General features: G+C 64.6%; 18 protein-coding genes. 8 read left to right on the top strand and 10 right to left on the bottom strand.

Annotated features, from left to right (window positions below):
- Window positions 1-13: 13 nt before the first annotated feature.
- A complete protein-coding gene (locus tag BMW28_RS00185) occupies window positions 14-712 on the top strand; it encodes a DUF938 domain-containing protein (RefSeq protein ID WP_091815246.1) in 699 nt (232 codons plus the stop codon).
- A 70-nt stretch (window positions 713-782) separates the two neighbouring features.
- On the opposite strand, the gene yidC is transcribed toward BMW28_RS00185, so the two are convergent.
- From yidC to rpmH, 4 genes are all read right to left on the bottom strand, one after another.
- A complete protein-coding gene (yidC, locus tag BMW28_RS00180; protein WP_091812657.1) occupies window positions 783-2,429 on the bottom strand; it encodes a membrane protein insertase YidC in 1,647 nt (548 codons plus the stop codon).
- Entirely contained in the window at window positions 2,426-2,734 is a 309-nt protein-coding gene (gene yidD, locus BMW28_RS00175; RefSeq protein WP_091812656.1) for a membrane protein insertion efficiency factor YidD, read from the bottom strand. The genes yidC and yidD overlap by 4 nt, the downstream gene beginning before the upstream one ends.
- Window positions 2,731-3,252 carry a ribonuclease P protein component gene (locus BMW28_RS00170; RefSeq protein ID WP_091812654.1) on the bottom strand — a complete coding sequence of 174 codons (522 nt, stop codon included), beginning with the start codon at window positions 3,250-3,252 and terminating at the stop codon, window positions 2,731-2,733. Before BMW28_RS00170 ends, yidD begins: the two co-directional genes overlap by 4 nt.
- Window positions 3,253-3,325: 73 nt before the next feature.
- On the bottom strand, window positions 3,326-3,460 hold the full coding sequence (rpmH, locus tag BMW28_RS00165; protein ID WP_012207856.1) for a 50S ribosomal protein L34: 135 nt from the start codon (window positions 3,458-3,460) through the stop codon (window positions 3,326-3,328).
- Between the two features lie 355 nt (window positions 3,461-3,815).
- Here rpmH and dnaA point away from each other — a divergent pair, with 355 nt between their 5' ends.
- A complete protein-coding gene (gene dnaA, locus BMW28_RS00160; RefSeq protein ID WP_091812652.1) occupies window positions 3,816-5,297 on the top strand; it encodes a chromosomal replication initiator protein DnaA in 1,482 nt (493 codons plus the stop codon).
- 65 nt (window positions 5,298-5,362) lie between these two features.
- On the opposite strand, the gene BMW28_RS00155 is transcribed toward dnaA, so the two are convergent.
- From BMW28_RS00155 to BMW28_RS00135, 5 genes are all read right to left on the bottom strand, one after another.
- The gene (locus tag BMW28_RS00155) at window positions 5,363-7,186 is read right to left on the bottom strand and encodes an IucA/IucC family protein (RefSeq protein WP_143280520.1); all 1,824 of its coding nucleotides are present in this window, start codon (window positions 7,184-7,186) and stop codon (window positions 5,363-5,365) included.
- Between the two features lie 139 nt (window positions 7,187-7,325).
- On the bottom strand, window positions 7,326-9,140 hold the full coding sequence (locus BMW28_RS00150) for a sigma-54-dependent Fis family transcriptional regulator (RefSeq protein WP_234969902.1): 1,815 nt from the start codon (window positions 9,138-9,140) through the stop codon (window positions 7,326-7,328).
- A gap of 494 nt (window positions 9,141-9,634) precedes the next feature.
- A complete protein-coding gene (locus BMW28_RS00145) occupies window positions 9,635-10,138 on the bottom strand; it encodes an acetone carboxylase subunit gamma (RefSeq protein WP_091812648.1) in 504 nt (167 codons plus the stop codon).
- Window positions 10,139-10,263: 125 nt separating this feature from the next.
- Window positions 10,264-12,582: a hydantoinase B/oxoprolinase family protein gene (locus tag BMW28_RS00140; RefSeq protein WP_091812646.1), complete on the bottom strand. Its 2,319-nt coding sequence runs from the start codon at window positions 12,580-12,582 to the stop codon at window positions 10,264-10,266.
- Between the two features lie 29 nt (window positions 12,583-12,611).
- Window positions 12,612-14,765 carry a hydantoinase/oxoprolinase family protein gene (locus BMW28_RS00135; protein ID WP_091812645.1) on the bottom strand — a complete coding sequence of 718 codons (2,154 nt, stop codon included), beginning with the start codon at window positions 14,763-14,765 and terminating at the stop codon, window positions 12,612-12,614.
- A 350-nt stretch (window positions 14,766-15,115) separates the two neighbouring features.
- On the opposite strand from BMW28_RS00135, the gene argS reads away from it, so the two are divergent.
- From argS to rpoN, 6 genes are all read left to right on the top strand, one after another.
- On the top strand, window positions 15,116-16,825 hold the full coding sequence (gene argS, locus BMW28_RS00130) for an arginine--tRNA ligase (RefSeq protein WP_091812644.1): 1,710 nt from the start codon (window positions 15,116-15,118) through the stop codon (window positions 16,823-16,825).
- A 17-nt stretch (window positions 16,826-16,842) separates the two neighbouring features.
- Window positions 16,843-17,742 (top strand): SPOR domain-containing protein, encoded by a 900-nt coding sequence (locus BMW28_RS00125; protein WP_091812643.1) that lies wholly within the window; start codon window positions 16,843-16,845, stop codon window positions 17,740-17,742.
- Window positions 17,743-17,867: 125 nt separating this feature from the next.
- Window positions 17,868-18,530, top strand: a complete 663-nt coding sequence (locus tag BMW28_RS00120; RefSeq protein WP_091812642.1) for a thiol:disulfide interchange protein DsbA/DsbL — start codon at window positions 17,868-17,870, stop codon at window positions 18,528-18,530.
- Between the two features lie 86 nt (window positions 18,531-18,616).
- The gene (gene lptA, locus BMW28_RS00115; protein ID WP_091812641.1) at window positions 18,617-19,279 is read left to right on the top strand and encodes a lipopolysaccharide transport periplasmic protein LptA; all 663 of its coding nucleotides are present in this window, start codon (window positions 18,617-18,619) and stop codon (window positions 19,277-19,279) included.
- A complete protein-coding gene (gene lptB, locus BMW28_RS00110; RefSeq protein ID WP_091812640.1) occupies window positions 19,276-20,091 on the top strand; it encodes an LPS export ABC transporter ATP-binding protein in 816 nt (271 codons plus the stop codon). The genes lptA and lptB overlap by 4 nt, the downstream gene beginning before the upstream one ends.
- A gap of 5 nt (window positions 20,092-20,096) precedes the next feature.
- Entirely contained in the window at window positions 20,097-21,827 is a 1,731-nt protein-coding gene (gene rpoN, locus BMW28_RS00105) for an RNA polymerase factor sigma-54 (protein WP_091812639.1), read from the top strand.
- A gap of 316 nt (window positions 21,828-22,143) precedes the next feature.
- On the opposite strand, the gene ssb is transcribed toward rpoN, so the two are convergent.
- Window positions 22,144-22,659 carry a single-stranded DNA-binding protein gene (gene ssb / locus BMW28_RS00100; RefSeq protein ID WP_091812638.1) on the bottom strand — a complete coding sequence of 172 codons (516 nt, stop codon included), beginning with the start codon at window positions 22,657-22,659 and terminating at the stop codon, window positions 22,144-22,146.
- Window positions 22,660-22,840: the final 181 nt, after the last annotated feature.

The raw sequence follows: 22,840 nt of genomic DNA, 5'->3' as shown, positions 1-22,840 counted from the left end.
CAATGGCGGCATGATGCACCTCCAACTCCCCACCAGTGCCGCCAGCGAACGCAACAAGCTCCCGATTCTCGAAGTGCTGCAAAGCTGGATCGGCCATGCCGGCAACGCGCTGGAAATCGCCAGCGGAACCGGCCAGCATGTGGCCTGCTTTGCAGCGGCGCTACCCGCCTGGCACTGGCAGCCCAGCGATCTGGACGACGCCCTGTTCAAGGCCATCTTGCAACGCTGCCAGCAAGCCGGACTCTCCAACGTGCAGCCGCCCATCCTGCTGGATGTTCGTGCACCGCAGTGGCCACTGCCGAGCAGCAACACCGCCGTCCCTTCCAGCGCCAACACCCTCAGCGCCGAAGCGAACGGCGCCAATGGAAAACACCCCCGCTTCGACCTGATCTACTGCGCCAACATGCTGCACATCGCGCCGTGGGAATGCTGTGCCGGCCTGATGCAGGGCGCTTCACGCCATCTCACCGAAGAGGGCCTGCTGGTCACCTACGGCCCCTATCTGGAAGATGCGGTTCCCCCCGCCCCCAGCAACCTCGCCTTCGACGCCGACCTGCGCCAGCGCGACCCGGCCTGGGGCATCCGTCATCTCAACGATGTCTGCGCCGAGGCCGAAGCCGCCGGCCTGCAACTGGTTCAACGCGTGACCATGCCGGCCAACAACCTGCTGTTGGCATTCGGCCGCAAAACACCAGCCCTGCAGACACGCTGAAACCCGCTGCCACCCCACAGCAAAAAGGGCGCCCCAAGGCGCCCTTTCCGCATTCAAGCCACAAGCCCGATCAGTTCACACCGAGGCGCTTGTTGATGAACCACTGCTGTGCAATCGACAGGATGTTGTTCGTCAGCCAGTACAGCACCAGGCCGGCCGGGAAGAAGAAGAACATCACGCTGAACATCAGCGGCATGATCCACATCATCTTGGCCTGCATCGGGTCCGGCGGCGTGGGGTTGAGCCACACCTGCAACAGGCTGGATGCCGTCATCAGGATCGGCAGGATGAAGTAGGGGTCGGGCGTGGACAGATCCTTCACCCACAGGATCCACGGCGCGCCGCGCATCTCGACGCTAGACAGCAGCACCCAGTACAGCGCAATGAACACCGGAATCTGCACCAGAATCGGCAGGCAGCCGCCCAGCGGGTTGACCTTTTCCTCGCGGTAGATGCGCATCATCTCCTGCTGCATCTTCTGCGGCTCTTCCTTGTAGCGCTCGCGCAGGGCCTGCACCTTGGGGTTGACGGCCTTCATCTTGGCCATGCTGGCGTAGGCCTTGTGGTTCAGCCAGTAGAAGGCAGCCTTGAGCAGCACCACCAGACCGACGATGGCCCAGCCCCAGTTGTGCAGGAAGCCGTGCAGGAAGGTCAGTAGCCAGTACAGCGGACGCGCCAGGATGGTGAGCCAGCCGTAGTCCTTGACCAGGTCCAGGTTGGGCGCGGTGGCGTTCATCAGCTTCTCGTCCTGCGGGCCGACGAACAGCGTGCTGGTGAAGGTCTTGGTGGCACCGGGAGCGATGCTGCCCAGGTTGAACACCTGACCGGCGGCGTACAGATGATCCACCTTGCGCACGTAGTTCTCGCGCGCCATGCCTTCCGGCGGCAGCCAGGCGCTGGTGAAGTAGTGCTGGGCCATGGCCACGTAGCCGTCCGGCGCATTGCGCTGGAACTTCAGTTCCTTGCCCTTGTCCACGTCGCTGAATTCGACCTTCTGGTACTTGCCTTCTTCACTGTAGAAAGCGGGGCCGGTGAAGGTGGAGTAGAACATGCTGCCGGCCTGCTTGCTGCCGTCGCGCACGAACTGCTGGTACAGCTGCGGCGTCACGGCGGCGCTGCCGGTGTTGACCACGTCATGCTGCACGCCGATGGCGTAGCTGCCGCGCGTCAGCGTGTAGGTCTTGACCAGTTTCACGCCACCCACGGGCTCGGATTCGAAGCGCACCTGCATGCTCTTCTGACCGTCAGCCAGGGTGCGCTCGGGTGTCACCAGAGCCATGGGCGTCAGATGGCTGGGCAGGTTGCCACCTGCCAGACCGGTCTGTGCCAGATACTGGTGGCTGGGCGTGTCCTGCATCAGCACGATAGGCTGGCTCTTGGCGTTCTTGGAATCTTCCGGATACTTGAGCAGTTGCGCACCCACCAGCGAGCCGCCATTGCTGTCGAAGGTCAGCTTGTAGACGTCGGTGGTGACTTCGGTGCGCTGGCCAGCCGGCACCGTGCCGGCGGCCGGGCTGGCTGTAGCGGCAGAAGCGCCGTTGGCCGCCGCCGTGGCAGCGGGAACCCCGCCGCTGGCAGCGCCGGAAGCGGCAACCACGGGCGCCTGGCTCGGGAAGAAGGTGGCGGGACGGCCGTTATGGACCTGCCACTGGTCCCACAGCAGGATCAGCGCAAAGCCAAAGATGACCCACAGGATGGAGCGACGGATATCGTTCATGAAGAATGCTTGGTTGAAGGCAGGGAGTCGTCGGAAGGGACGGCGTCCCTTGGCGCGGACTTGGTCAGCAGGCTGCTGAACAGGCGCGGTTTTTCGGCGGGGACGGGGTCACAGCCGCCCTGGCACCAGGGATGGCAGCGCGCGATGCGCGACACCATCAGGTAGCTGCCCGCCAGCGCACCATGCTGTTCCAGTGCCTGCAGCGCGTAGGCGGAACAGGTCGGCTCGAAACGGCACGACGAACCCAGCCAGGGGCTGAGCAACAGTCGGTAGGCCTTGACGCCGGAGATGAGGAACTGTTTCATGGTGCAGCGCGCATTGTGCCAGAAGGCGTTGCGGCAGGCGGGTTTGGCGTGCTTGCGGCACGGGCTCCCGCCGGGTGCAGCGGCACGCCGGCCACAGGGCGCAGGTCCTGCCAGCAGGCGCGGGAGAACAGCTGTTCCAGCTCGGTACGCACCGCCACGCGCAGGGCGTCGGATGTGGCGCTGATGAAACGCTTGCGGTCGAAGGCACTGCGCAGGCGGATCACCACGGCGGTCTGCTCCGGAATCTGCCCGGCGTGCGCAGCGGCCACGGCGCGCATCTGGCGCTTGATGGTGCTGCGCGTGACCGCGCGGCGCGCCCAGCGCTTGGGCACCAGCACGCCGCAGTGGCGGCCGGCACGAAACAGCGGGCGCTGTCCGGACGCGGCAAAGCCGGCGCCGGCATGGTCATCCGGAGTCGGCAGCCAGTGCAGGGCATGCAAAACAAAATGGGGCGTACGCCCCACGATGCTGCCCTGCATCACGGCCTGGAACTGGGCGCTGTTCTGCAGACGTTGCATCAACGGCGGCGCAGCGGCGTGGCGGGCGAATGGATCACGCAACCCCGAAAGGCGGCAATCCGGCCGGCTGCGCTCAGACAGCCAGACGCTTGCGGCCCTTGGCGCGGCGTGCGTTGATGACGGCGCGGCCGCCCTTGGTCTTCATGCGGACCAGGAAACCGTGGGTACGGGCGCGGCGGGTTTTGGAAGGCTGGTAGGTGCGTTTCATGGGAAAAATCCTCGAGTCGTGTTGTTATGTCGGGGCTGCGTGGCAGCACTGCCGGGCACGTACATCGTGCATGGCGAGCCCGCAGCAGCCCTGCTTGCGCAGCCTGCCCAGCCCCTGTTCTCCCGTAAAATTTCGGGAAAGCTCGTGATTATCACAAAAATTTCGCGCTTGATCAATCACTTACTGCCCCAGTCGCGTATGTGGCTGCAAAAATACCACCCATCGGGCCGCCTGGCCTAGAATGGAAGGTCGCGCTGCCAATTCTGTTCAAGCGTGCCTGCCGGCTGCGTGCCCGGCGGCCTGCAGCGCCCCGATTCCCCCTGTTTTCCGCCTTTCTGCGCCCCCATTGCCTCTGATGTCTGCCGAAGCCCTTCAACCCGCCAGCGTGCCCGATACGGCCTTGTGGCAGGCCTGCATGGATGTGCTGGCCCAGGATGTTCCTGCCCAGCAGTTCAACACCTGGATCCGCCCGCTGCAGGCGCGCGCCCAGGGCGAGGCTCTGGTGGTGGAAGTGGCGAACCGCTTCAAGCTGGACTGGATCCGCGCGCAATACCTGCCGCGCATCCAGCAGATCCTCGACCAGCTGGCCGACCAGCCGGTGACGCTGGAGCTGACGATTGCCGCGCGCCAGGCGCGCCCGGCCGTGGCACGTACCGCACTGCGCGCCGCCGCGATGGCCGCAGCGCCCGCTTCCGTGTCCGATCCGCGCCATGGCAACCTCCATGCTGCGCCCCAGGGCGTTCACGGCGGCAACGCCTACCAGCACGACATCTGGCAGAGCGTCGATCCGGTCGCCGCGGCACAACCGCAGCCGCAGGCCACCCGGCTCGATCCGGCCCGCACCTTCGAGAATCTGGTGGAGGGTAGCGCCAACCGCATGGCGCGCGCCGCGGCCATGCATGTGGCCAGCACACCGGGTCAGCTCTACAACCCGCTGTTCATCTACGGCGGCGTCGGCCTGGGCAAGACGCACCTGCTGCAGGCCGTGGGCAACAAGCTGCTCGAGCTCAAGCCCAACGCCCGCGTGCTCTACACCCATGCCGAACAGTTCGTGTCGGACGTGGTCAAGTCCTACCAGCGCAAGACTTTCGACGAATTCAAGTCGCGCTACCACTCGCTCGACCTGCTGATGATCGACGACGTGCAGTTCTTCGCCGGCAAGGACAAGACGCAGGAAGAATTCTTCAACGCCTTCGAGGCGCTGCTGTCCAAGCGCAGCCATATCGTGATGACCAGCGACACCTATCCCAAGGGGCTGGCCAACATCACCGAACGTCTGGTGTCGCGCTTCGACTCCGGCCTGACGGTAGCGATCGAGCCGCCCGAGCTGGAAATGCGCGTGGCCATCCTGATGAACAAGGCGCAGGCCGAAGGCCGCGAGCTGCCCGAGGACGTGGCCTTTTTCGTCGCCAAGAACGTGCGCGCCAACGTGCGTGAACTGGAAGGCGCGTTGCAGAACATCCTGGCCTATTCGCGCTTCAGCGGCCGCCCGATCGACATCCAGCTGGTGCGCGAGGCGCTGCGCGACCTGCTGTCGATCAAGAACCGCCAGATCAGCGTGGAAAACATCCAGAAGACGGTGGCGGATTTTTACAAGATCAAGGTCGCCGACATGCACAGCAAGAAGCGCCCGGCCAACATCGCCCGTCCGCGCCAGATCGCCATGTATCTGGCCAAGGAAATGACGCAGAAGAGCCTGCCCGAGATCGGCGAGATGTTCGGCGGGCGCGATCACACCACGGTGCTGCATGCGGTACGCAAGATCGGCGGTGAACGCGCCAACGATCCGGACCTGAACCAGCAGTTGCACGTGCTGGAGCAGACCATCAAGGGCTGACGCAGCACAGTCCCGCGCCCGCAAGGCATCCGGGCTCATCCCGAAGCAGACGGTGTTTCCAGCCGCTACGCGGTAGCGCTGGCGGTGAGCCGCAGCGGATTCGGCATGCGCAGCACCACATCCTCCGAGCTGTTGTTCAGCCGCATGCGCAGAAAGGATTTCGCCGGCCAGGGATCTTCCAGCAAGGCCTGGCGCTCGGCCTGCCAGCGCTCTGCATCAACCTCTGGCTGCAACTGCGCAAACAGGTTCTCCAGCCCCTTGCGCAACAGCGCCACATAGGGTCGGGAAGGCTGTCCATAAGTGTGCGCCAGCGCCAGCCCCAGTTCGATCATGTGGCACAGCAGGAAGGCATGCATCACCTTGTCACGCACGGGCGCGTTGTCCTCGTACAGGGTGAGTCCTTGGCGATAGGGCTGCAGCGTGAGGCCCTGCGCCTGCAAGGTGGGCGCATGCACACGCACATCGCCAAAATCCCGTACCAGCAGCCGCACCGGCCGGTACATTGCATCGAGGACGACGAAACTGTTCTGTTGATGCGCTTCCAGCGCGATGCCGTACTGGAGATAGGGTTGCAGCACCGCCTGCAGTGCCATGTCCAGATAGCCGGCATAGAACGCGAGCGCCCCCTCGCCGTGGTCGCCAAAGGCCTGCGCCACCGCATCCGTCACCAGCAGCCGGCCATGGAAGGGTGATGGGGCGAACAGGGCCCCAACCGGCACTGCCAGTTCGCCTGCCTGCACAAGCGAAGCGGGATGGCGGCGAAACAGCACGCTGAGATGCCTCGCGATGTCGTCATCCCCTTCAGGATGGCGGTAATGCAGCCCCACCAGTTCGTCCACGATGTCCAGCTTCTGCCGTAATCCGGCCTCCCGCGCCAGCACCTCGCGCAGCAGTGCGGTCAGGCGCGGCCCCATCACGGTGGATTTGGGTGACACCGTGCGTTCGGCGGAGGTCAGCCACAGCGACACCGGCAGCTTGATGTGGGGCAGGGTCTCCCCCTGCTCGCAGCTCATGGTGCGGAACGACATGGTTGGCGCGGCCGGCCACTGCACCTCGTCCAGCAGCACCAGTGCGCCCTGCTCCAGCAGGCTGGCGAAGCGCAGGGGCAGGCTGTTGGCCGCCTGCCAGGGGTGCAGCGGCAAGGGCAGCCAGTCGGAATCCTCCATGCCGCGCAAGACCAGCGCCGCCCGCCAGTCGCGGGCGATCTGCGGCCATTGCTCGGCAAACCAGTCCACGTAATCGGGAATACTGAGCCCCAGCGACACGTTGAGGCAGTCACGGCGGATCGCTGCCAGCACGAGACGCAGACGGGCACCGAACTCCGGGGAGTAGGCCACGACCTCGGCCTCGCTCATGCCCAGCTTGGCCTTGTGCGTCGGGTGCGTGGGATGGCCTTGGGCTCCCCACTGCTCGAGCAACAGCAGGCCGGCTGCCGGCGCCATCCCGCGCACCACACCAAGAAAGCCCTCTGGCGAACCTGCTGCATGTTCCAGCTTCAGTTGCCGCCCCCAGGCTTCGCGGTAGGCCATGGCAAGCGCATCATTGGCCACACTGTTTTCGAGTTCCCGCACGAGGCGCTCCACGGCCGGCGCATCGATAGCCGCATGGGTCAGTGCAATCAGGCGCAGCAACTGGGGCGCAGTCTCGATGATCACAATTTCTGTACCAAGCCCGCGACAGCGCAATTCCCCCATGTCTTGCCACAGGTTGTCACAGACGGGTTCGCCCCCCTGACACTCCAGCAGCAGGGTGCGTTGTCCATCCAGCGGCCACGAGGCTCCACCCTCCTGCATGGTGCGGATTTGTGGCAGCAGCGCTTCGCGCATCATGGCGACCAGCGTCCGCTGCAGACAGCGCTGCTGCGCCTGCGCTCTCCACGGAGTCTCCACTGTGCCTCCCCCTTGTGCGTTGGCCGCCCCGGAGCCACAGACAAGCCTCCGGAGAACAGGAACAGCTGTTGTAGCACGGGTGGCAGACGCCTTCGTGTCAGACACCGCCGCGTCGAGCCGCCAAGGAGGCGGCCGTCCCCTACCCGCCGCTCAGGATGCCATGGCGGGAGAGGCCATAGCGCTCCATCTTGGCATACAGCGTGCTCTTGGCAATTCCCAGCCGGCGCGCGGCCTCGGTGAGGTTTCCCTGGCTGGCACGCACTGCGCGGCCAATCAGCACTTCTTCGCCTTCTGCCATGCTCGGCACTTCATGATGGTTGCCCGCGGCCATCTCGGGCACCGATGTATCCGCTGCACCCTCGGTGAAATGGGGTTCGATGTCGACTTCATGGCGACCTTGCGCATCGCGCAGATTCATCAGGACGCTGCCATCGATCACGTTGCGCAGTTCCCGGACATTGCCCGGCCAGGAATAGGCCTGCAGCGCCTGCACCGCGCGTGCAGACAGCCGGGAAGGCGGCTTTCCATGCAGTTCCAGGCTGCGTTGCAGAAAGCGTTCGGCCAGCAGGGCAATGTCTCCGGGACGCGTTCTCAGCGGAGGAATGCGCAGGGTCGTCACGGCAATACGGTAGTACAGGTCCATGCGGAAACGGCCGTTGGCCACTTCCTGGCGCAAGTCGCGGTGCGTGGCGGCAATCAGGCGGAAATTTGCCTTGCGCGGGGTGGTTTCTCCCAGCCGATAGTATTCGCCCTGCTCCAGCAGGCGCAGCAACTGGGGCTGCAGGTCCAGCGGCATTTCGCCGATCTCGTCGAGGAACAGGGTGCCTCCTGCGGCCGCTTCGACCTTTCCGTGCATCCCGCCCTTGCGCGCTCCGGTAAACGCGCCCTCTCCGTAACCAAAGAGCTCGCTGACAAGCAGCTCGCGCGACAAGCCTCCGCAGTTGAGCGCCACATAAGGCCCCTGATTGGCATGGATGCCTCGGGCAAACTCCTCCTTGCCAACGCCTGTCTCCCCCAGCAAGAGGACTGCAGCCCTCGACCGGGCAAGCAGCTCTGCCCGCTCGATCACCTGCAGCATGCCGGGGTCTTCCGTCAGGATATGGGCAAAATTTTCGCTGGTGCTGGAAGTCACGGGCGCCGGCGCTATGGCCGGTGCGGCATCCGCAACAGAGGCCGTCTCCGGCAAGCTGGCCGGCATGCTCCGCAATGATGGCATCAGGCGGCTTTGCGGGATGACGATCAGGGTACCCACATGCTCGCCGTGCACCATGAGGGGCTCCAGCCACTCGGCATGGAGCCAGTCGGGCAGCGCCGGCAGTGGTTCGAAACCTCTCTGCCCCGCAGCCAGCCCCGGCACGCGACGAATGGCGGTCAGGTCCAGCACCCGCCCGCCCGCCATCACGACAGACTGCGCCAGTTCGTTGGCTTTCACCAGACTGCCGCGCCGATCGAACAGGGCCATGGCCGCCCGGCCATGCGCATCCCAGCGGCCCATGACCTGCTCCAGCAGCCGATAGCGGCGCTCCAGCTCATCCAGCCGCATCCGGCTCTCGATGCGGCTGGCAGTGGAGACAGCCAGGGCCAGACTCTGCGGGCTGTAGCTGCCCGACAGGCCGGACACATCCACCACACCCACAACGCCGCCATCCAGCGGATGCCGGACCACCGTCGCCGAGCAGGTCCAGCGCTTGATGCCTTCGCAAAAATGTTCGGAAGAATGAATCTGCACGGGCTGTCCCACGGCCAGTGCAGTCCCGATGGCGTTGGTGCCACACAGCTTCTCGCTCCAGTTCACTCCGGGCATCAGGTGAATGGATTGCGCCTCGTCCTGGGTGCGCCAGTCACCCTCGGAATTGAGAATGGTGCCGGTGGCATCCGCCAGCAACATCAGCGAGCCGGTTTCCGACAGGATTTCGCGCGCCTGCGCCATGATGGGCGCGCTTGCTTCGAGCATGTCCCCCCGGTTGGTTCGCAGCGAAACAAAGTCGTCGCTCGAGACCGGCGAGGGGCCACAGAGGCGGCGCGGATCCACATTGGCCTTGCGGCAGCGCTGCCAGGACATGTCGACCAGACTGCGCAAGCTCCCGCGGCTTCCCGCATCCCCGCGTACAAAGGATTCCCAGGCGCTCCGCACCACCGTCTCATGCCGCGGATCTGCCAACAACTGTTCGAACTGGATCACCATCTTTTCTCTCCACCGGCATCGGACCTGGATGCAACCTCCTGCTGTCAAGGGTGTCCCGGAGCTGACACAAGGATCGACAACGAATCCCCAGATCGCCGATTCTTCAGTGAACAGACAGACTCATCAATGCAAACTTTCCCTTATTTGACGCGGGTTTGGCGCTACTTTACAGCCATGACCCATGCCCTCGGCGTTCGATTTTCGTACGCCTCACGAAAAAACCGCCCGAACTTCGGGCGGCAGGAAGAGAACGACGGAGATGGTCAGGCGCGCGCCGGCAATGGCAGATTCACCCACTCCTTGTAGAAGGTCTCGATGTCCGGCTCGAAGTCATGGATGACCGGGTACCAGGGCGTCGGCGCTTCCACATCATGCATGGTGCCACACTCGGGACAGTAGTACTCGCGATAGACCTGCCAGCGCGTATCCGGCGACATCAGCTCGGGGTAGATCTCGCCCATGGCGTCCTTGGTATCCCGCACATAGATGTTGGCCTGCAGCTTCCAGTTTTCGCGATAGTCACCGAAGCTGTGGCCGCAGTCGCACTTGGTTTCCCACTTCTTCGTCTTCGCATCGCTCACGATATACAGGTGCGGACCCAGCGGCAGCACGATCTGGTCCTTCATGCCGGTCTTTTCCTGCAAGGCCTGCACGTACATCTGAAAGCGCTCTCCATCCTTGGGCATGGACAGCATGCGCAGCGTGGTGTCCCAGTCCAGGCGACCGTCGACCATGTTGCTGATTTGTTCCTGTGTGTAATGACTCATGATTTGTCTCCAGAAAATAGGCTCAATTTCAAGTGAATGGGGGCCCCGGGACCCGACGCTTCGCCAAACCGGACCGTAGAAGGCCGCAAGGTCGCCGGGGCAAATGTCACGCATGCAATGCCGGCTTACTCCTCCACCAGCGTGACGACGGTCACATCAGGCATCTTGCTGAGATCCATGCGGAACTTCGAGCCGTAGCTCGGAACGCCGAGCTCGTTCTCGTCGATCACCCACTCCGGCGGCAGCGTCCAGAAGCTGCGGAACTCGTCCAGGAACTTGCCGGACAGACCGAAGCTGGTGGCATACATGTGCTGCACGGGGGTGGACGCATCCTTGCGCAGAATGCGCTCGCGCTCCTCCTTCATCCACTCCTTGACGGGCTTGGAGCGGGCCACGCGCTCCTTGCGCATCTCGGCACGACGGGCCTCGGTTGCCGCAGCATCCACATGCCACACGCCCTTGGCATCCTGGCTGCACGCGGCGCCATAGACCTTCTCTGCATATTCCGGCAGCAGGCACTGGCCGTTCAGATCCTTCTCGATCGCAGCCACCTCGCGATCGATCGGGTCACCAAAACCGGGGCCGCCACGCAGGTAGTTGAGGTACAGGTCGTAGTTGTCGTAGCAGTCCTCGGTGGTCATGCACTGGTTGTCGCGCTTGACGGTGGCACCGCGGGACAGGTGCTTCTCGTACTCGCCGTCGTCCGGATTGCTGTCGCCACCCAGCGGCAGGCTCAGGCCCTTGGCAATGCGGTCCTTCAGCCCGGTCTTGTGGGCCTCGAAACGATAGCCGGTGGCAGACGGGTAGCCCCCCATCATTCCCCAGTCGCTATTCATGTAGCCATTGCCCATGAAGAACATGGTCCAGTCCTGGGCGTTCCACACCATGCGCAGCGTCTCGAAACCGTTGCCGCCACGGTACTTGCCATAGCCCCCCGAGTTGGTCTTGATGTTGCGGCCCAGGTAAAGCAGGGGCTCCGCCATTTCCCAGATCTCGATGTCACCCATGTCCCCTTCGGGGTTCCAGATGGCCGCCGCGTGGTTCAGGCCATCCTTGATGGCGCAGGCCCCGGTGCCACAGCTGGATGCCTCGAAGCTGTTGACCGCATGGATCTCGCCCTCCTGGTTGATGCCGCCCCCCTGCAGCCAGTTGGAGGTGTTGGCATTGCCGGCGTTGACCTCCTCCAGATAGCCCCGGCTGAAGTAGGCCTGCCCCAGGCCACGCCACAGCGCGGACCAGCCCGAAACCAGGAAGTGCCAGGCATAGGCGTGACCGGTTCGCCGGTCATCCGGGTTGCACCAGGCCCCCTTGGGCAGGTGGAATTCGGTGCCATAGTAGGCGCCATCGTTGATGCGCTGCGTCGGCACCAGCGTCTGGCACATCATCACCCAGATGCCCGAGGTGAAGGCCACCTGGTGGGCATTGAAGGTGTGCCAGCCCCAGCGGTTGGCGCCTTCGAAATCCAGGCGCCAGCGGCCATCGCTCTTGATGGTCATCTCGCAGGGCGAGTGCATGATGGAGTCCAGCTTGGCAAAGGCGTTGGAGGTCTGCACGTCCTCATGCTTGTAGGGCACGTCCACGAACGACACCTTGCGATACTTGCCCGGCAGGGTCATCGCCTTGATGCGCGTTCCCAGACCGCGACGGCCTTCCTCGATGACCTCGTGGCTGAACTTCAGGTAGTTTTCCAGACCCTCCTCGGCCACCACCTCCTCAATCAGGTCGCGCACCATGTGGCAGCCGGCAATACGGGTTTTCTCGTCGAGAATCCAGTATTTGGGCGTCCGCACGGAACGTTGCGATTCGTGCAGCCAGTCGCGGAACGGCTGGTCATTCGCACCCGTCTTGCGGCAGGTAATCATGTAGCCATCACCAAAGCGCTGTGCCTGGCCGGTCGACATGGAGCCCGGCGTGACGGCCCCGGTGTCGATCACGTGCGTCACCCCGCCAACCCAGCCGATCAGCTTGTCCTGCACAAAGATCGGCACGATGGTGGCAATGTCGCAGGGGTGCACGTTGCCGATGGCGCAGTCGTTGTTGGTGAACATGTCACCGGGGTTGATACCAGGGTTGGTCTCCCAGTCGTTCTCGATCATGTACTTGATCGCTGCGCCCATGGTGCCGACGTGGATGATGATGCCGGTGGACGTGAGCACGCAATCGCCCGCCGCGTTGTACAGCGTGAAGCACAGCTCGCCTTCCTGCTCCACGATCGGGCTGGCAGCAATCTTCTTGGCCGTTTCCCGTGCATGCACCAGGCCGCCACGCAGCTTGGAAAACAGCTTCTCGTACTTGATCGGATCGCTCTCGCGCAGCTCCAGCTTCGTCAGGCCATCGTAGTGCCCGGTGTTGGCGGTGCGCTCCAGGATGTCGTCACGGAATTGCTTGAGTGTCTGTCCATTGCCCAGCAGATCGGCGAATTGGGGTTTGAGTACGGCATTCATGATGGTTTGTCTCCGTTAATCGTTGTGTCTCAGTGGCTGACCTTGCTGCCGGTTTCGCGCAGGTGGAACAGGCGGTGCTTGTCGAGCGTGGTGGCAAAGCCATCCGGCACGACGAAGGTGGTGGCATCCGATTCGATGATGGCGGGGCCGGTGATTTCGTTGCCCGGCTTCAGGTCTTCCATCTTCCACAGCGTGGCATCGACCCACTTCTTGTGACGGTAGAACTTGCGCGTACCCAGGCGAGCGGCGGCCGGCGGCTCGGGACCTTCCTCCGGATCCTCCGGCAGCACGGGCTTTTGCGTGACCACGGTGCCGCGCATGATGACGCCCGTCACCGAGAAGCCCAGCTCCGGCGAACGTGCGGCACTGGCGTACACACGCGAATAGGTCTCCTCGAAGGTCTCGACCATCTTGTCCCAGTCGCCCTCGCTGGCCGCCGAGTGAATGGGGGACACGATTTCCAGGTCGTTCAGCTGCCCCATGTACTGCATGCGGAAACCGGGACGCAGGATCACGTCCTTGGCGTCGAAACCGTTGATCTTGAATTCCTCGACCACCTTGGCAGCCAGTTCTTCCCAGCCCTGCTGGATGGCGCGTGCCGCATTGCGCTTGTCTTCCGGCGAGCCATTCTGCGGAACGGCAAGGTCCACCGACTTGTCATAGCGGTACTCGAAATCGGCGCAGGCGCAGCCAAACGCGGAGAACCCGGCCGCCCATGCCGGCACGATCACGTCCTTGAAGCCCAGGCCTTCGCTGTAGCCATAGGTATGGACCGGGCCGGCACCGCCGTAGCTGAAGCAGACGAAGTCCGTCGGGCTGTAGCCCTTGGCCGCCACGTTGGAGCGCAGATACTCGCGCAACTGCAGATCCAGCAGTTCGATCACCCCGGCCGCCGCATCTTCCACCTTCAGGCCCAGGGGGTCTGCAATCTGCTCCTTGATGTGCTGGCGCGCACGCTCCACGTCCAGCTTGATGGCTCCGCCCAGGAAGTTGTCGGGGTTGAGATAGCCCAGCACGACGTGGCAATCGGACACCGACACGGTATCCAGACCGCTCTCCGGCCAGCAGGTGCCTACGCGATAGCCTGCGGAGTCGGGACCCAGCTTGATGGAGCCACTGTAGGGATCGATGCGCACGAAGGAACCAGCGCCGGCACCCACGGAATCCATCGTGACCAACGGCAGCGAGAGCACCAGTCGCGCCATGTCCGGATCGGCCGCAATCGCGAAATTGCCCTTGGTGATCAGCGCCATGTCGAACGAGGTGCCGCCGATGTCGGAGCAGGCGATATTGTCATACCCCAGGGTCTCGCCCAGCAGCTTGGATCCGATGACGCCACCGATGGGGCCGGAAACAATGGTGCGTGCCAGCTCGGAAGCCTTCCAGGAAATCGTTCCGCCGTGCGTGGCCATCACGCGCAGGTCGAACTTTGCACCATGCTTCTTGAAGCGGTCGCTCACCTTCTTGAGCGTCTGGCGCGAAGGCTCTGCCGCATAGGCCTCCAGAATGGTGGTATTCATGCGGTGGCTTTCCTTGCGCGCCGGATAGTAGTCCACGCTGGCAAACACCGGCACTTCAGCGCCCGCTTTTTCCAGTTCGTCACGGACGATGTCCCGCACCTGGCGCTCGCTGTCACCATTCTTGTGCGACTGCAGCAGGCAGATCACGATGGCCTTGGAGCCTTCGTCCAGCAGTTCACGCGTGGCCTTGCGTACTTCTGCCTCGCGCACGGGAATGACGACGGTGCCCTGCACATCGGTGCGCTCGGTCACACCACGGGTCCGGTTCAGCGGCACCAGCGGCTCGTCGTAGCGGTGCGTGTTCAGGTGGATGCGCTCCTCGAGGGCGTAGCCCAGGTAGCTCTGGATGGCACGGCCCATGGAATGCACATGCTCGAATCCCTTGTTGCAAATTAGGCCCACATCCAGACCCTTGCGCTGCACCACCCGGTTGAGCATCGCCGTGCCGCTGTACACGCAGGTCACCAGTTCCGGATAGACGTCATCCACCGTGCGCTTCCAGTGCGCCAGCGCATCTTCCGACGAATTGAAAATGGCGAGGGATTCATCCTGCGGATTGCTTTGCGCCTTGCCCACCACAAAGCGCCCATCCCCACGAACAAAGAAGGTATCGGTCATCGTGCCCCCGGCATCGATGCCCATGACTTGAACCGCTGTCTCCATTGATGTCTCCTAGCTGTTTATCGACCGGCGACCTGTTCACCGTCGCCGGCGCGAACACCCCATGTGCTCGCCAGATATCCAGCAGGATGCGTGCCAGATTCTCGAAAGGCCGGAAAAAATCTCGCAACCCGTTGATTTCACTGGGCCACCTGGGAAAAACCAGAATGCCTCCCCGCGCGTTTCCAAACCTCCGCCACCGTAGCAGGATCGAACGCATCGTCCACTTATTGCGTCGCAGCAACGACGGATTCACGAACGATGCGCTGCGCATGCCCTGCGCGCTTCAGCCACCCGCTCCGGCGCGGCAGGGGGTGCCCCCCGATTGCACGCCCGCCTTTACAATACCCCCCATGCTCCAAGTCAAACAGGAATTGCTCGCCGCCCTCGCCGCCGAGCTGGAAAAACTCAGCCCTGGCGCCGGTGCCCGGGCCGCTTTCGAACAACCCAAGCAGGCCGCGCACGGCGACTGGGCCACCAACGCTGCCATGCAGCTGGCCAAGCCGCTCAAGCAGAATCCGCGCGCGCTGGGTGAGCAACTCAAGGCCGCGCTCGAGGCTCAGCCGGCCTACCAGCAATGGGTGTCGGCCATCGACATTGCCGGCCCCGGCTTCCTCAACATCCGCCTCAAGCCCGAGGCCAAGCAGCAGGTGGTACGCGAAGTGCTGTCCGCTGGCGAAGCCTTCGGCAGCAAGCCGCAGGGCGCCGAGAAGGTGCTGGTCGAGTTCGTCAGCGCCAACCCCACCGGCCCGCTGCACGTGGGCCACGGCCGCCAGGCCGCACTGGGCGATGCCATCTGCAAGCTGCTGGCCACCCAGGGCATCCAGGTCTACCGCGAGTTCTATTACAACGACGCCGGCGTGCAGATCGACACGCTGACCAAGAGCACACAGCTGCGCGCCAGGGGCTTCAAGCCGGGCGACGACTGCTGGCCGACCGACCCTGAGAATCCCGCCAGCAAGGCCTTCTACAACGGCGACTACATCCAGGACATCGCCAACGACTTTCTGGCGAAGAAGTCCGTCCACGCCGATGACCGCGAATTCACCGCCAACGGCGATGTGGACGACTACGACAACGTGCGCCAGTTCGCCGTGGCCTATCTGCGCAACGAGCAGGACAAGGACCTGCAGGCCTTCCGCCTGAAGTTCGACAACTACTACCTCGAAAGCAGCCTGTACACCAGCGGCCGCGTGGAAAACGCGGTGCAAAAGCTGATCGCCAACGGCCACACCTACGAACAGGATGGCGCGCTGTGGCTGCGCACGACCGATTTCGGCGATGACAAGGACCGCGTCATGCGCAAGAGCGATGGCGGCTATACCTACTTCGTGCCGGATGTGGCCTACCACATCGCCAAGTTCGAGCGCGGCTACACCCGCGCCATCAACATCCAGGGCACCGACCACCACGGCACCATCGCCCGCGTGCGTGCCGGCCTGCAGGCCGCCAACGTCGGCATCCCGCAGGGCTACCCCGACTATGTGCTGCACACCATGGTGCGCGTGGTGCGCGGCGGCGAAGAGGTCAAGATCAGCAAGCGCGCCGGCAGCTATGTCACGCTGCGCGACCTGATCGAGTGGACCAGTGCCGATGCCGTGCGCTTCTTCCTGCTCAGCCGCAAGCCCGACACCGAATACACCTTCGATGTCGACCTGGCCGTGCAGAAGAACAACGAAAACCCGGTCTACTACGTGCAGTACGCCCACGCGCGCATCTGCTCGGTGCTGGCGCAGTGGCAGGAAAAGGATGGCGGCAAGGTGGCCGATCTGGCCAGCGCCGACCTGACTGCCCTCGACACGCCCGCCGCGCAGGCCCTGCTGTTGAAATTGTCACAGTACCCCGACATGCTGCAGGGTGCTGCGGCCGACTTTGCCCCGCATGATGTAACCTTTTACTTGCGCGAACTGGCAGCCAGCTATCACAGCTACTATGATGCCGAGCGCATCCTGGTCGATGAGCCGGCCGTGCGTCTGGCGCGTCTGGCGCTGGTGGCGGCAACCCGTCAGGTGCTGGCCAACGGCCTGTCCATGCTCGGCGTGTCTGCGCCCGAGAAAATGTAACGATTTCAAAGAGACCTATGGCTGCAGTCCGTCTTCCTGCCCGTCCCGTTTCCTCCGCTCCGCTGGCACGCCAGCGTGGCATCGGCCTGCTCGGGTTCATTGTCGGCATCGTGGTCGGCCTGGCCGTGGCGCTGGCCGTGGCGGTGTACGTCACCAAGGTGCCCACGCCCTTCACCGATAAATCCGTCGGCCGCACGGCCCAGCAGCAGGCCGAGGAAGATGCGCGCCTGAAGAACTGGGATCCCAACGCCGGCCTGCAGGGCAAGAAGGGCAGTGCCCCGCCCCCGGTGCAGGAAGCGCCCAAGGACGAACCCGCCACCCAGCCCGATCCGGCCGAAGAGCCCAAGGCCAAGCCGGCACCGGACACGACGGACAACCACCCCGAAGTGCTGGGCGACCGCGAACAGGAGCTGGCCAAGGCCCGTGAAGAAGCCGCTGCCAAGGCCGAGGCCGACCTGAAGGCCCAGGAGCAGGCACGTGCCAAGGCCCGCGCCGAAGCCAAGGCCAAGGCGGATGCCGAAGCGAAAGCCAAGGCCAAGGCTGAAGCGGACGCCAAGGCCAAGGCCGACCGCGCCAACGCCTCCACCGATCCGATCGGCGCACTGGTGGAATCGCGCACAGCCAAGACCCAGCAGCCGGCCCCGGCTCCTGCACCCAAGCCGCAGGCCGCCCCCAGCGAGCCCTTCGTCTATTTCGTGCAGGCTGGCGCCTTCCGCAACCGCACCGAGGCCGATGCACAGCGCGCCCGCCTGTCCCTGCTCGGCATGAGCGCCCGCATTACCGAGCGCGACCAGGCCGGCCGCACCATCTACCGCGTGCGCCTGGGCCCGTTCTCCAGCAAGGCCGATGCCGATTCCGCCCGCAGCCGCGTGGAAGGCAACGGCATGGAAGCTGCGCTGGTGCGCGTGCAGCGCTAAATCCCTGCACGGCTGCGCTGTTTGTTACAACCAGACAGCGCCACCCTGCAACTTTGCCCTAGCATCAAGGTCTGACTGCCATCTGCGCGATCATGCAGTCCCTCTTCGACCCTGGAGTATCCCGAATGAAACGACGTGAATTCACCCTCGCCGGCGCCGCCGGTACCGCTGCTGTCGCCGGGCTGGCAGGCTGGGGCCTGCAGGCCAACGCCCAGAAGGCACCTGCCCAGGCCGTGGCCGGCAAGGACTACATGGTGCTGAAGAAGCCGGCAGCGACGGATGCCCCCAAGGGCAAGGGCGAAGTGCTCGAATTCTTCGGCTACTGGTGCCCGCACTGCCACAGCTTCGAGCCCGAGTTCAACGCCTGGCTCAAGCAGGTGCCGCCGGAAGTGGTGGTGCGCCGCGTCCCCGTGGCCTTCCGCCCCGAAATGGCGCCGCTGCAGCGCACCTTCTACGCGCTGGAAACGCTGGGCTACGTCGGCCTGATGCACGGCCGCGTGTTCGATGCCATCCACAAGCAGCGCATCAACCTGATGACCGATGCCAATGTGCTGGCCTGGGCCGCACAGCAGCCTGAACTCAAGGGCCGCTTCGAGCAGGCCTACAAGTCCTTCGGCATGGATGCCAAGCTGCGCCGCGCCAACCAGCTCGCCATGGATTACGGCATCGAGGGCGTGCCCTCGCTGGGCGTGGCCGGCAAGTTCTACATCGATGCAGAAACCGCACAGGGCCTCACGCGCGGCCTGCAGATTGCCACGGCCCTGGCCGTGCAGTCTGCCAAGGGCTGACAGGCGCAGGCGGCCGTTCGCGGCCGCTTCGCTACAATGACTCCATTCCCTTTTGCCGGCATCCCTGCGCCGGCCGAACGCCCCACATGAACAAAGTCCTGCTCTCCAGCGTTGCCGCCCTGCTGTGCAGCGCCGTGCTGCTGCCGGCGCACGCCGAACTGGCCGACCGCACCAAGCCCATGAACGTGGAAGCGGACGCCATGCAGTACGACGACCTGAACAAGATCAGCACCTTCACCGGTCGCGTGGTGGCCACCAAGGGCACCATCGTGCTGCGTGCCGGCATGGTCAAAGTGCGCCAGGACGCCGAAGGCAACCAGCACACGCTGGCCACCGCCGACGGCAAGAAACCCGCTTTCATGCGCCAGAAGCGCGAGGGGCTGAACGAGTTCTTCGAAGGCGAAGGCGCGCGCATCGAGCGTGACGAGAAAACCCAGATCACCCGCCTGATCGGCAATGCCAAGCTGCGCCGTCTGGTCGGCAACACCCTGGCCGATGAAGTCGTGGGCGACACCATCGTCTACAACGAAGTCACCGAAACCTACAACGTGGTGGGCGGCCCCTCGACCGGAGCCGGCGGTGCGGCCGCTGGCGCGGTACCGGCAGGCCGAGTGCGCGCCATCATCGTCCCGGTGGGGCCTGGCGGCACCCGTGTCGTTCCCGGCAGCAAGCCGGCCGCCACGGCACCGGCCACGCCGCGCAGCAGCACCACGCTGCGTCCCAGCTCCGCGATTGGAAACACGCGATGAGTGCCCCCGGCGAGCTGCAAGAACCGACCCTGGCCGCTGGTCACGGCCCTGCTGCCGCGCCGCAGGATGCCGGCAGCCGGCTGGTGGTGCGCCACCTGCAGAAGGCCTATGGCCGCCGCAAGGTGGTCAAGGATGTGTCGCTCACTGTGCGCAAGGGCGAAGTGGTCGGCCTGCTCGGCCCCAACGGTGCCGGCAAGACCACCTCCTTCTACATGATCGTGGGCCTGATCCGCGCCGACGGCGGCACCATCTCCATCGATGGCGAACCGATCGAGGACATGCCCATCCACCGCCGCTCGCGCATGGGCCTGTCCTACCTGCCGCAGGAAGCCTCTATTTTCCGCAAGCTCACGGTCGAGGAGAATATCCGTGCCGTGCTCGAACTGCAGATCGACGAGCGCGGCCGCAAGCTGAATCGCGAGCAGATCAACAGCCAGCTCAATGCCCTGCTGGAAGACCTGCACATTGCCCAGCTGCGCGAATCGCCTGCGCTGGCCCTGTCGGGCGGTGAGCGCCGCCGCGTCGAAATCGCGCGCGCGCTGGCCACGCAACCGCGCTTCATCCTGCTGGACGAGCCCTTTGCCGGCATCGATCCGATTGCCGTGCTCGAGATCCAGCGCATCATCCAGTTCCTCAAGCAGCGCGGCATCGGCGTGCTGATCACCGACCACAACGTGCGCGAAACCCTGGGCATTTGTGACCACGCCTGCATCATCAGCGACGGCACCGTGCTGATGGAAGGCACGCCCGAAGAGATCGTCGCCAACCCCGAGGTGCGCCGCGTCTACCTGGGCGAGCACTTCCGCATGTAAGTGCCATGAAGCCCGGTCTTCAGCTGCGCACGGCGCAGGGGCTGGCGCTCACGCCCCAACTGCAGCAGTCGATCCGGCTGCTGCAGCTGTCCACGCAGGAACTGCAGCAGGAGCTGCAGCAGGCCCTTGCCGAAAATCCCTTTCTGGAACTGGCCGAGGAATCCGAAGACCGTGGCGATGCCGAGGCTGCCAGTCCGGATACGGCATCCGCAGAGACAGAGGAGCTGTCCTGGCAGCAGGCGGAATCGGGCGACGGAACCGAAGAGGGCTTGCAGGCACTGCCTTCCGGGGAGCCTGCACTGACCGACCCCGTGGGCGGCACCGAAGCCGGGCCATCGCAAGAGATTGGCGAAGAAGGCTCGCACACGCTGACAGACGCCGCCGCCGTGCTGGCCGACAACGCCGCGCCCGGCAGTGCCGGCCCGGAGGAGGACGGCGAGAGCGCACTCTGGCAGCACGGGCAGGATTCCGGCAGCGATGCTGGCGAAGCCCAGTCCCCCGATCCCGCTGACTCCAACGATGCCTGGGAGCCGGACAGCAGCTACCCTTCCACCCCTGCCGGCAACGATGATGGCGACTGGCAGGACAGCCTGCAGGCCGCCTCCAGCCTCGCCGGGCATCTGGAACAGCAGGCACGCGCCTTGCGGCTGGATCCGCAGGAGCAGGCGGCCCTGCAGTGCCTGATCGACTCGCTCGACGAACGCGGCTGGCTGGCCGATCCGCTGGAAGAGCTGGCCGACAGCCTGCTGCTGCAACTGGCCGATGACGACACCGATCCGGTGGAGCAGCGCGACGAACTGCTGCATCTGCTGACCATGGCCCTGCGCCTGCTGCAGGCCATGGAGCCCACAGGCGTGGGCGCACGCGATCTGGCGGAATGCCTGCGCCTGCAACTGAACGCGGAGACCCTCGTCACGCATCCGGCCACGCCCGCCGCACGGCTCCTGCTGGATCAGCCACTGGAGCTGCTGGCGCGCCGCGATGTACGCACCCTGGCGCGCGAAAGCGGCCAGCCTGCCGATGCCGTCAAGGCAGCCCTGCAGCTGATTGCCACACTGGAGCCGCAGCCGGCCCGCCGCTTCGCCAACCCCGAGCGCGACGTCATCGTGCCGGACGTGCTGGTGCGGCGCATGCCGGCGCGCTACGGTGCAGCGGAATGGCAGGTCCAGCTCTACACCGATGCCCTGCCGCGCCTGCAGGTGCAGGAACGCTATGCCAGCCTGCTGCGCCAGCACCGCAGTGACAGTGCCGAAGCGCTGCAGCAGCAGCTCAACGAAGCGCGCTGGCTGGTGCGCAGCCTGCAGCAGCGGCAGGAGACGCTGCTGCGCGTGAGCGAAGCCATCGTGCAGCGCCAGGCCCGCTTCTTTGCCGAAGGCCCACTGGCCATGCAGCCGCTGGTGATGCGCGAAATTGCCGACACCCTGGGCCTGCACGAATCGACCATCAGCCGTGTCAGCAGCGGCAAGTACCTGCATACCCCCTGGGGCACCTTCGAGCTGAAACACTTTTTCGGCTCCGGGCTCGCCAGCGACGACGGCACCGCCACCAGCAGCACCGCGGTGCGCACGCTGATCGCGCAATGGATTGCCGAAGAGCCCGACCACAAGCCCCTGAGCGACAACCGCCTGTGCGAGCTGCTGCAGGAACGCGGCATCCAGTGCGCGCGCCGCACCGTGGCCAAGTACCGCGAACAGCTGCGCATCCCGCCGGCGCACCTGCGCAAGCGCCTCGACTGAGAAGTGAAAAACCCCGGCAGGTCATACACCGCGCCGGGGTTTAATGCGGCACCTGTCTATGGTGCGGCTGAAAAAAGCTGGCATGGAATCCGCAGCATGCCCTGCGCGCGGGAGGCACCCTTGAGGGTCCGGCCGCCGCTTCCGTGGTCGGGAAGCGCGTCTGTGTGACGGATTGATGTCATCTTAGCGTCGGGACATCCGATTCCGGGGAGGGAAACCCCGTAAAACCGTGACGAGTGTGTGAACACATGTAAAAGCCCGGACGAGCCGGGCCTGGTGCTTGCGAGAGAGCCAATGGCTCCGCTGCCGTAACGGATCAGAACGGAATGTCGTCGTCCATGTCGCCGAAACCACCGCCGTGGGGCGCCTGGACCGGAGCCGGTGCAGGAGCTGCCGGAGGACGCTGGGGGGCTGCCGGGCGTTGTGCCGGTGCGCTGCGGGGAGCGCCGTAGCCACCACCGTAGCCTTCGTCATCGCCCGGGCCGCCCATGCCTTCACGCTTGCCCAGCATCTGCATCTGGTCCACGCGGATTTCGGTGGCGTAGCGCTCCTGGCCGCTGGCCTGGTCCGTCCACTTGCGCGTGCGGATGCTGCCTTCCACGTAGATCTGGGAGCCCTTGCGCAGGTACTGGCCGGCGATTTCGGCCAGACGGCCGTTGAACACCAGGCGGTGCCATTCGGTGTGCTCGCGCATTTCGCCGCTCTGCTTGTCCTTCCAGCGGTCGGACGTGGCGATCGTGACGTTGGCGACCTGGTCGCCACTGGGGAAGGTGCGGATTTCGGGGTCGCGGCCGAGGTTGCCGACGAGAATGACCTTGTTGACGGAAGCCATGGAATAAGTCCTTGCTGGTTGACCCTTGCCAGTTGCGTCTGACGGTGGCACAGGGGGTTGATGAAAGCGGTGCAGACACGCACGATCCGCACCGGATATGAATGATACCGCGTGTGCAGCCCCCTGCATCAGGGTCAAACCTGATGTTGCTAATTTAATACTTAATATCTATAAATTATGC

The organism is Allobrachymonas denitrificans DSM 15123 (assembly GCF_900110225.1).
Taxonomy (GTDB): domain Bacteria; phylum Pseudomonadota; class Gammaproteobacteria; order Burkholderiales; family Burkholderiaceae_C; genus Brachymonas; species Brachymonas denitrificans.
The sequence above is the reverse complement of the archived record's forward strand: the minus strand, read 5'-3'. Positions and strand labels throughout refer to the sequence as shown.

What these genes read in the sequence shown, in the direction of transcription:
- BMW28_RS00185 (WP_091815246.1), top strand. Translation starts at nt 14, where the DNA reads ATGCACCTCCAACTCCCCACCAGTGCCGCCAGCGAACGCAACAAGCTC.
- yidC (WP_091812657.1), bottom strand. Translation starts at nt 2,429, where the DNA reads ATGAACGATATCCGTCGCTCCATCCTGTGGGTCATCTTTGGCTTTGCG.
- yidD (WP_091812656.1), bottom strand. Translation starts at nt 2,734, where the DNA reads ATGAAACAGTTCCTCATCTCCGGCGTCAAGGCCTACCGACTGTTGCTC.
- BMW28_RS00170 (WP_091812654.1), bottom strand. Translation starts at nt 3,252, where the DNA reads ATGCAACGTCTGCAGAACAGCGCCCAGTTCCAGGCCGTGATGCAGGGC.
- rpmH (WP_012207856.1), bottom strand. Translation starts at nt 3,460, where the DNA reads ATGAAACGCACCTACCAGCCTTCCAAAACCCGCCGCGCCCGTACCCAC.
- dnaA (WP_091812652.1), top strand. Translation starts at nt 3,816, where the DNA reads ATGTCTGCCGAAGCCCTTCAACCCGCCAGCGTGCCCGATACGGCCTTG.
- BMW28_RS00150 (WP_234969902.1), bottom strand. Translation starts at nt 9,140, where the DNA reads ATGCTCGAAGCAAGCGCGCCCATCATGGCGCAGGCGCGCGAAATCCTG.
- BMW28_RS00145 (WP_091812648.1), bottom strand. Translation starts at nt 10,138, where the DNA reads ATGAGTCATTACACACAGGAACAAATCAGCAACATGGTCGACGGTCGC.
- BMW28_RS00140 (WP_091812646.1), bottom strand. Translation starts at nt 12,582, where the DNA reads ATGAATGCCGTACTCAAACCCCAATTCGCCGATCTGCTGGGCAATGGA.
- BMW28_RS00135 (WP_091812645.1), bottom strand. Translation starts at nt 14,765, where the DNA reads ATGGAGACAGCGGTTCAAGTCATGGGCATCGATGCCGGGGGCACGATG.
- argS (WP_091812644.1), top strand. Translation starts at nt 15,116, where the DNA reads ATGCTCCAAGTCAAACAGGAATTGCTCGCCGCCCTCGCCGCCGAGCTG.
- BMW28_RS00125 (WP_091812643.1), top strand. Translation starts at nt 16,843, where the DNA reads ATGGCTGCAGTCCGTCTTCCTGCCCGTCCCGTTTCCTCCGCTCCGCTG.
- BMW28_RS00120 (WP_091812642.1), top strand. Translation starts at nt 17,868, where the DNA reads ATGAAACGACGTGAATTCACCCTCGCCGGCGCCGCCGGTACCGCTGCT.
- lptA (WP_091812641.1), top strand. Translation starts at nt 18,617, where the DNA reads ATGAACAAAGTCCTGCTCTCCAGCGTTGCCGCCCTGCTGTGCAGCGCC.
- lptB (WP_091812640.1), top strand. Translation starts at nt 19,276, where the DNA reads ATGAGTGCCCCCGGCGAGCTGCAAGAACCGACCCTGGCCGCTGGTCAC.
- rpoN (WP_091812639.1), top strand. Translation starts at nt 20,097, where the DNA reads ATGAAGCCCGGTCTTCAGCTGCGCACGGCGCAGGGGCTGGCGCTCACG.
- ssb (WP_091812638.1), bottom strand. Translation starts at nt 22,659, where the DNA reads ATGGCTTCCGTCAACAAGGTCATTCTCGTCGGCAACCTCGGCCGCGAC.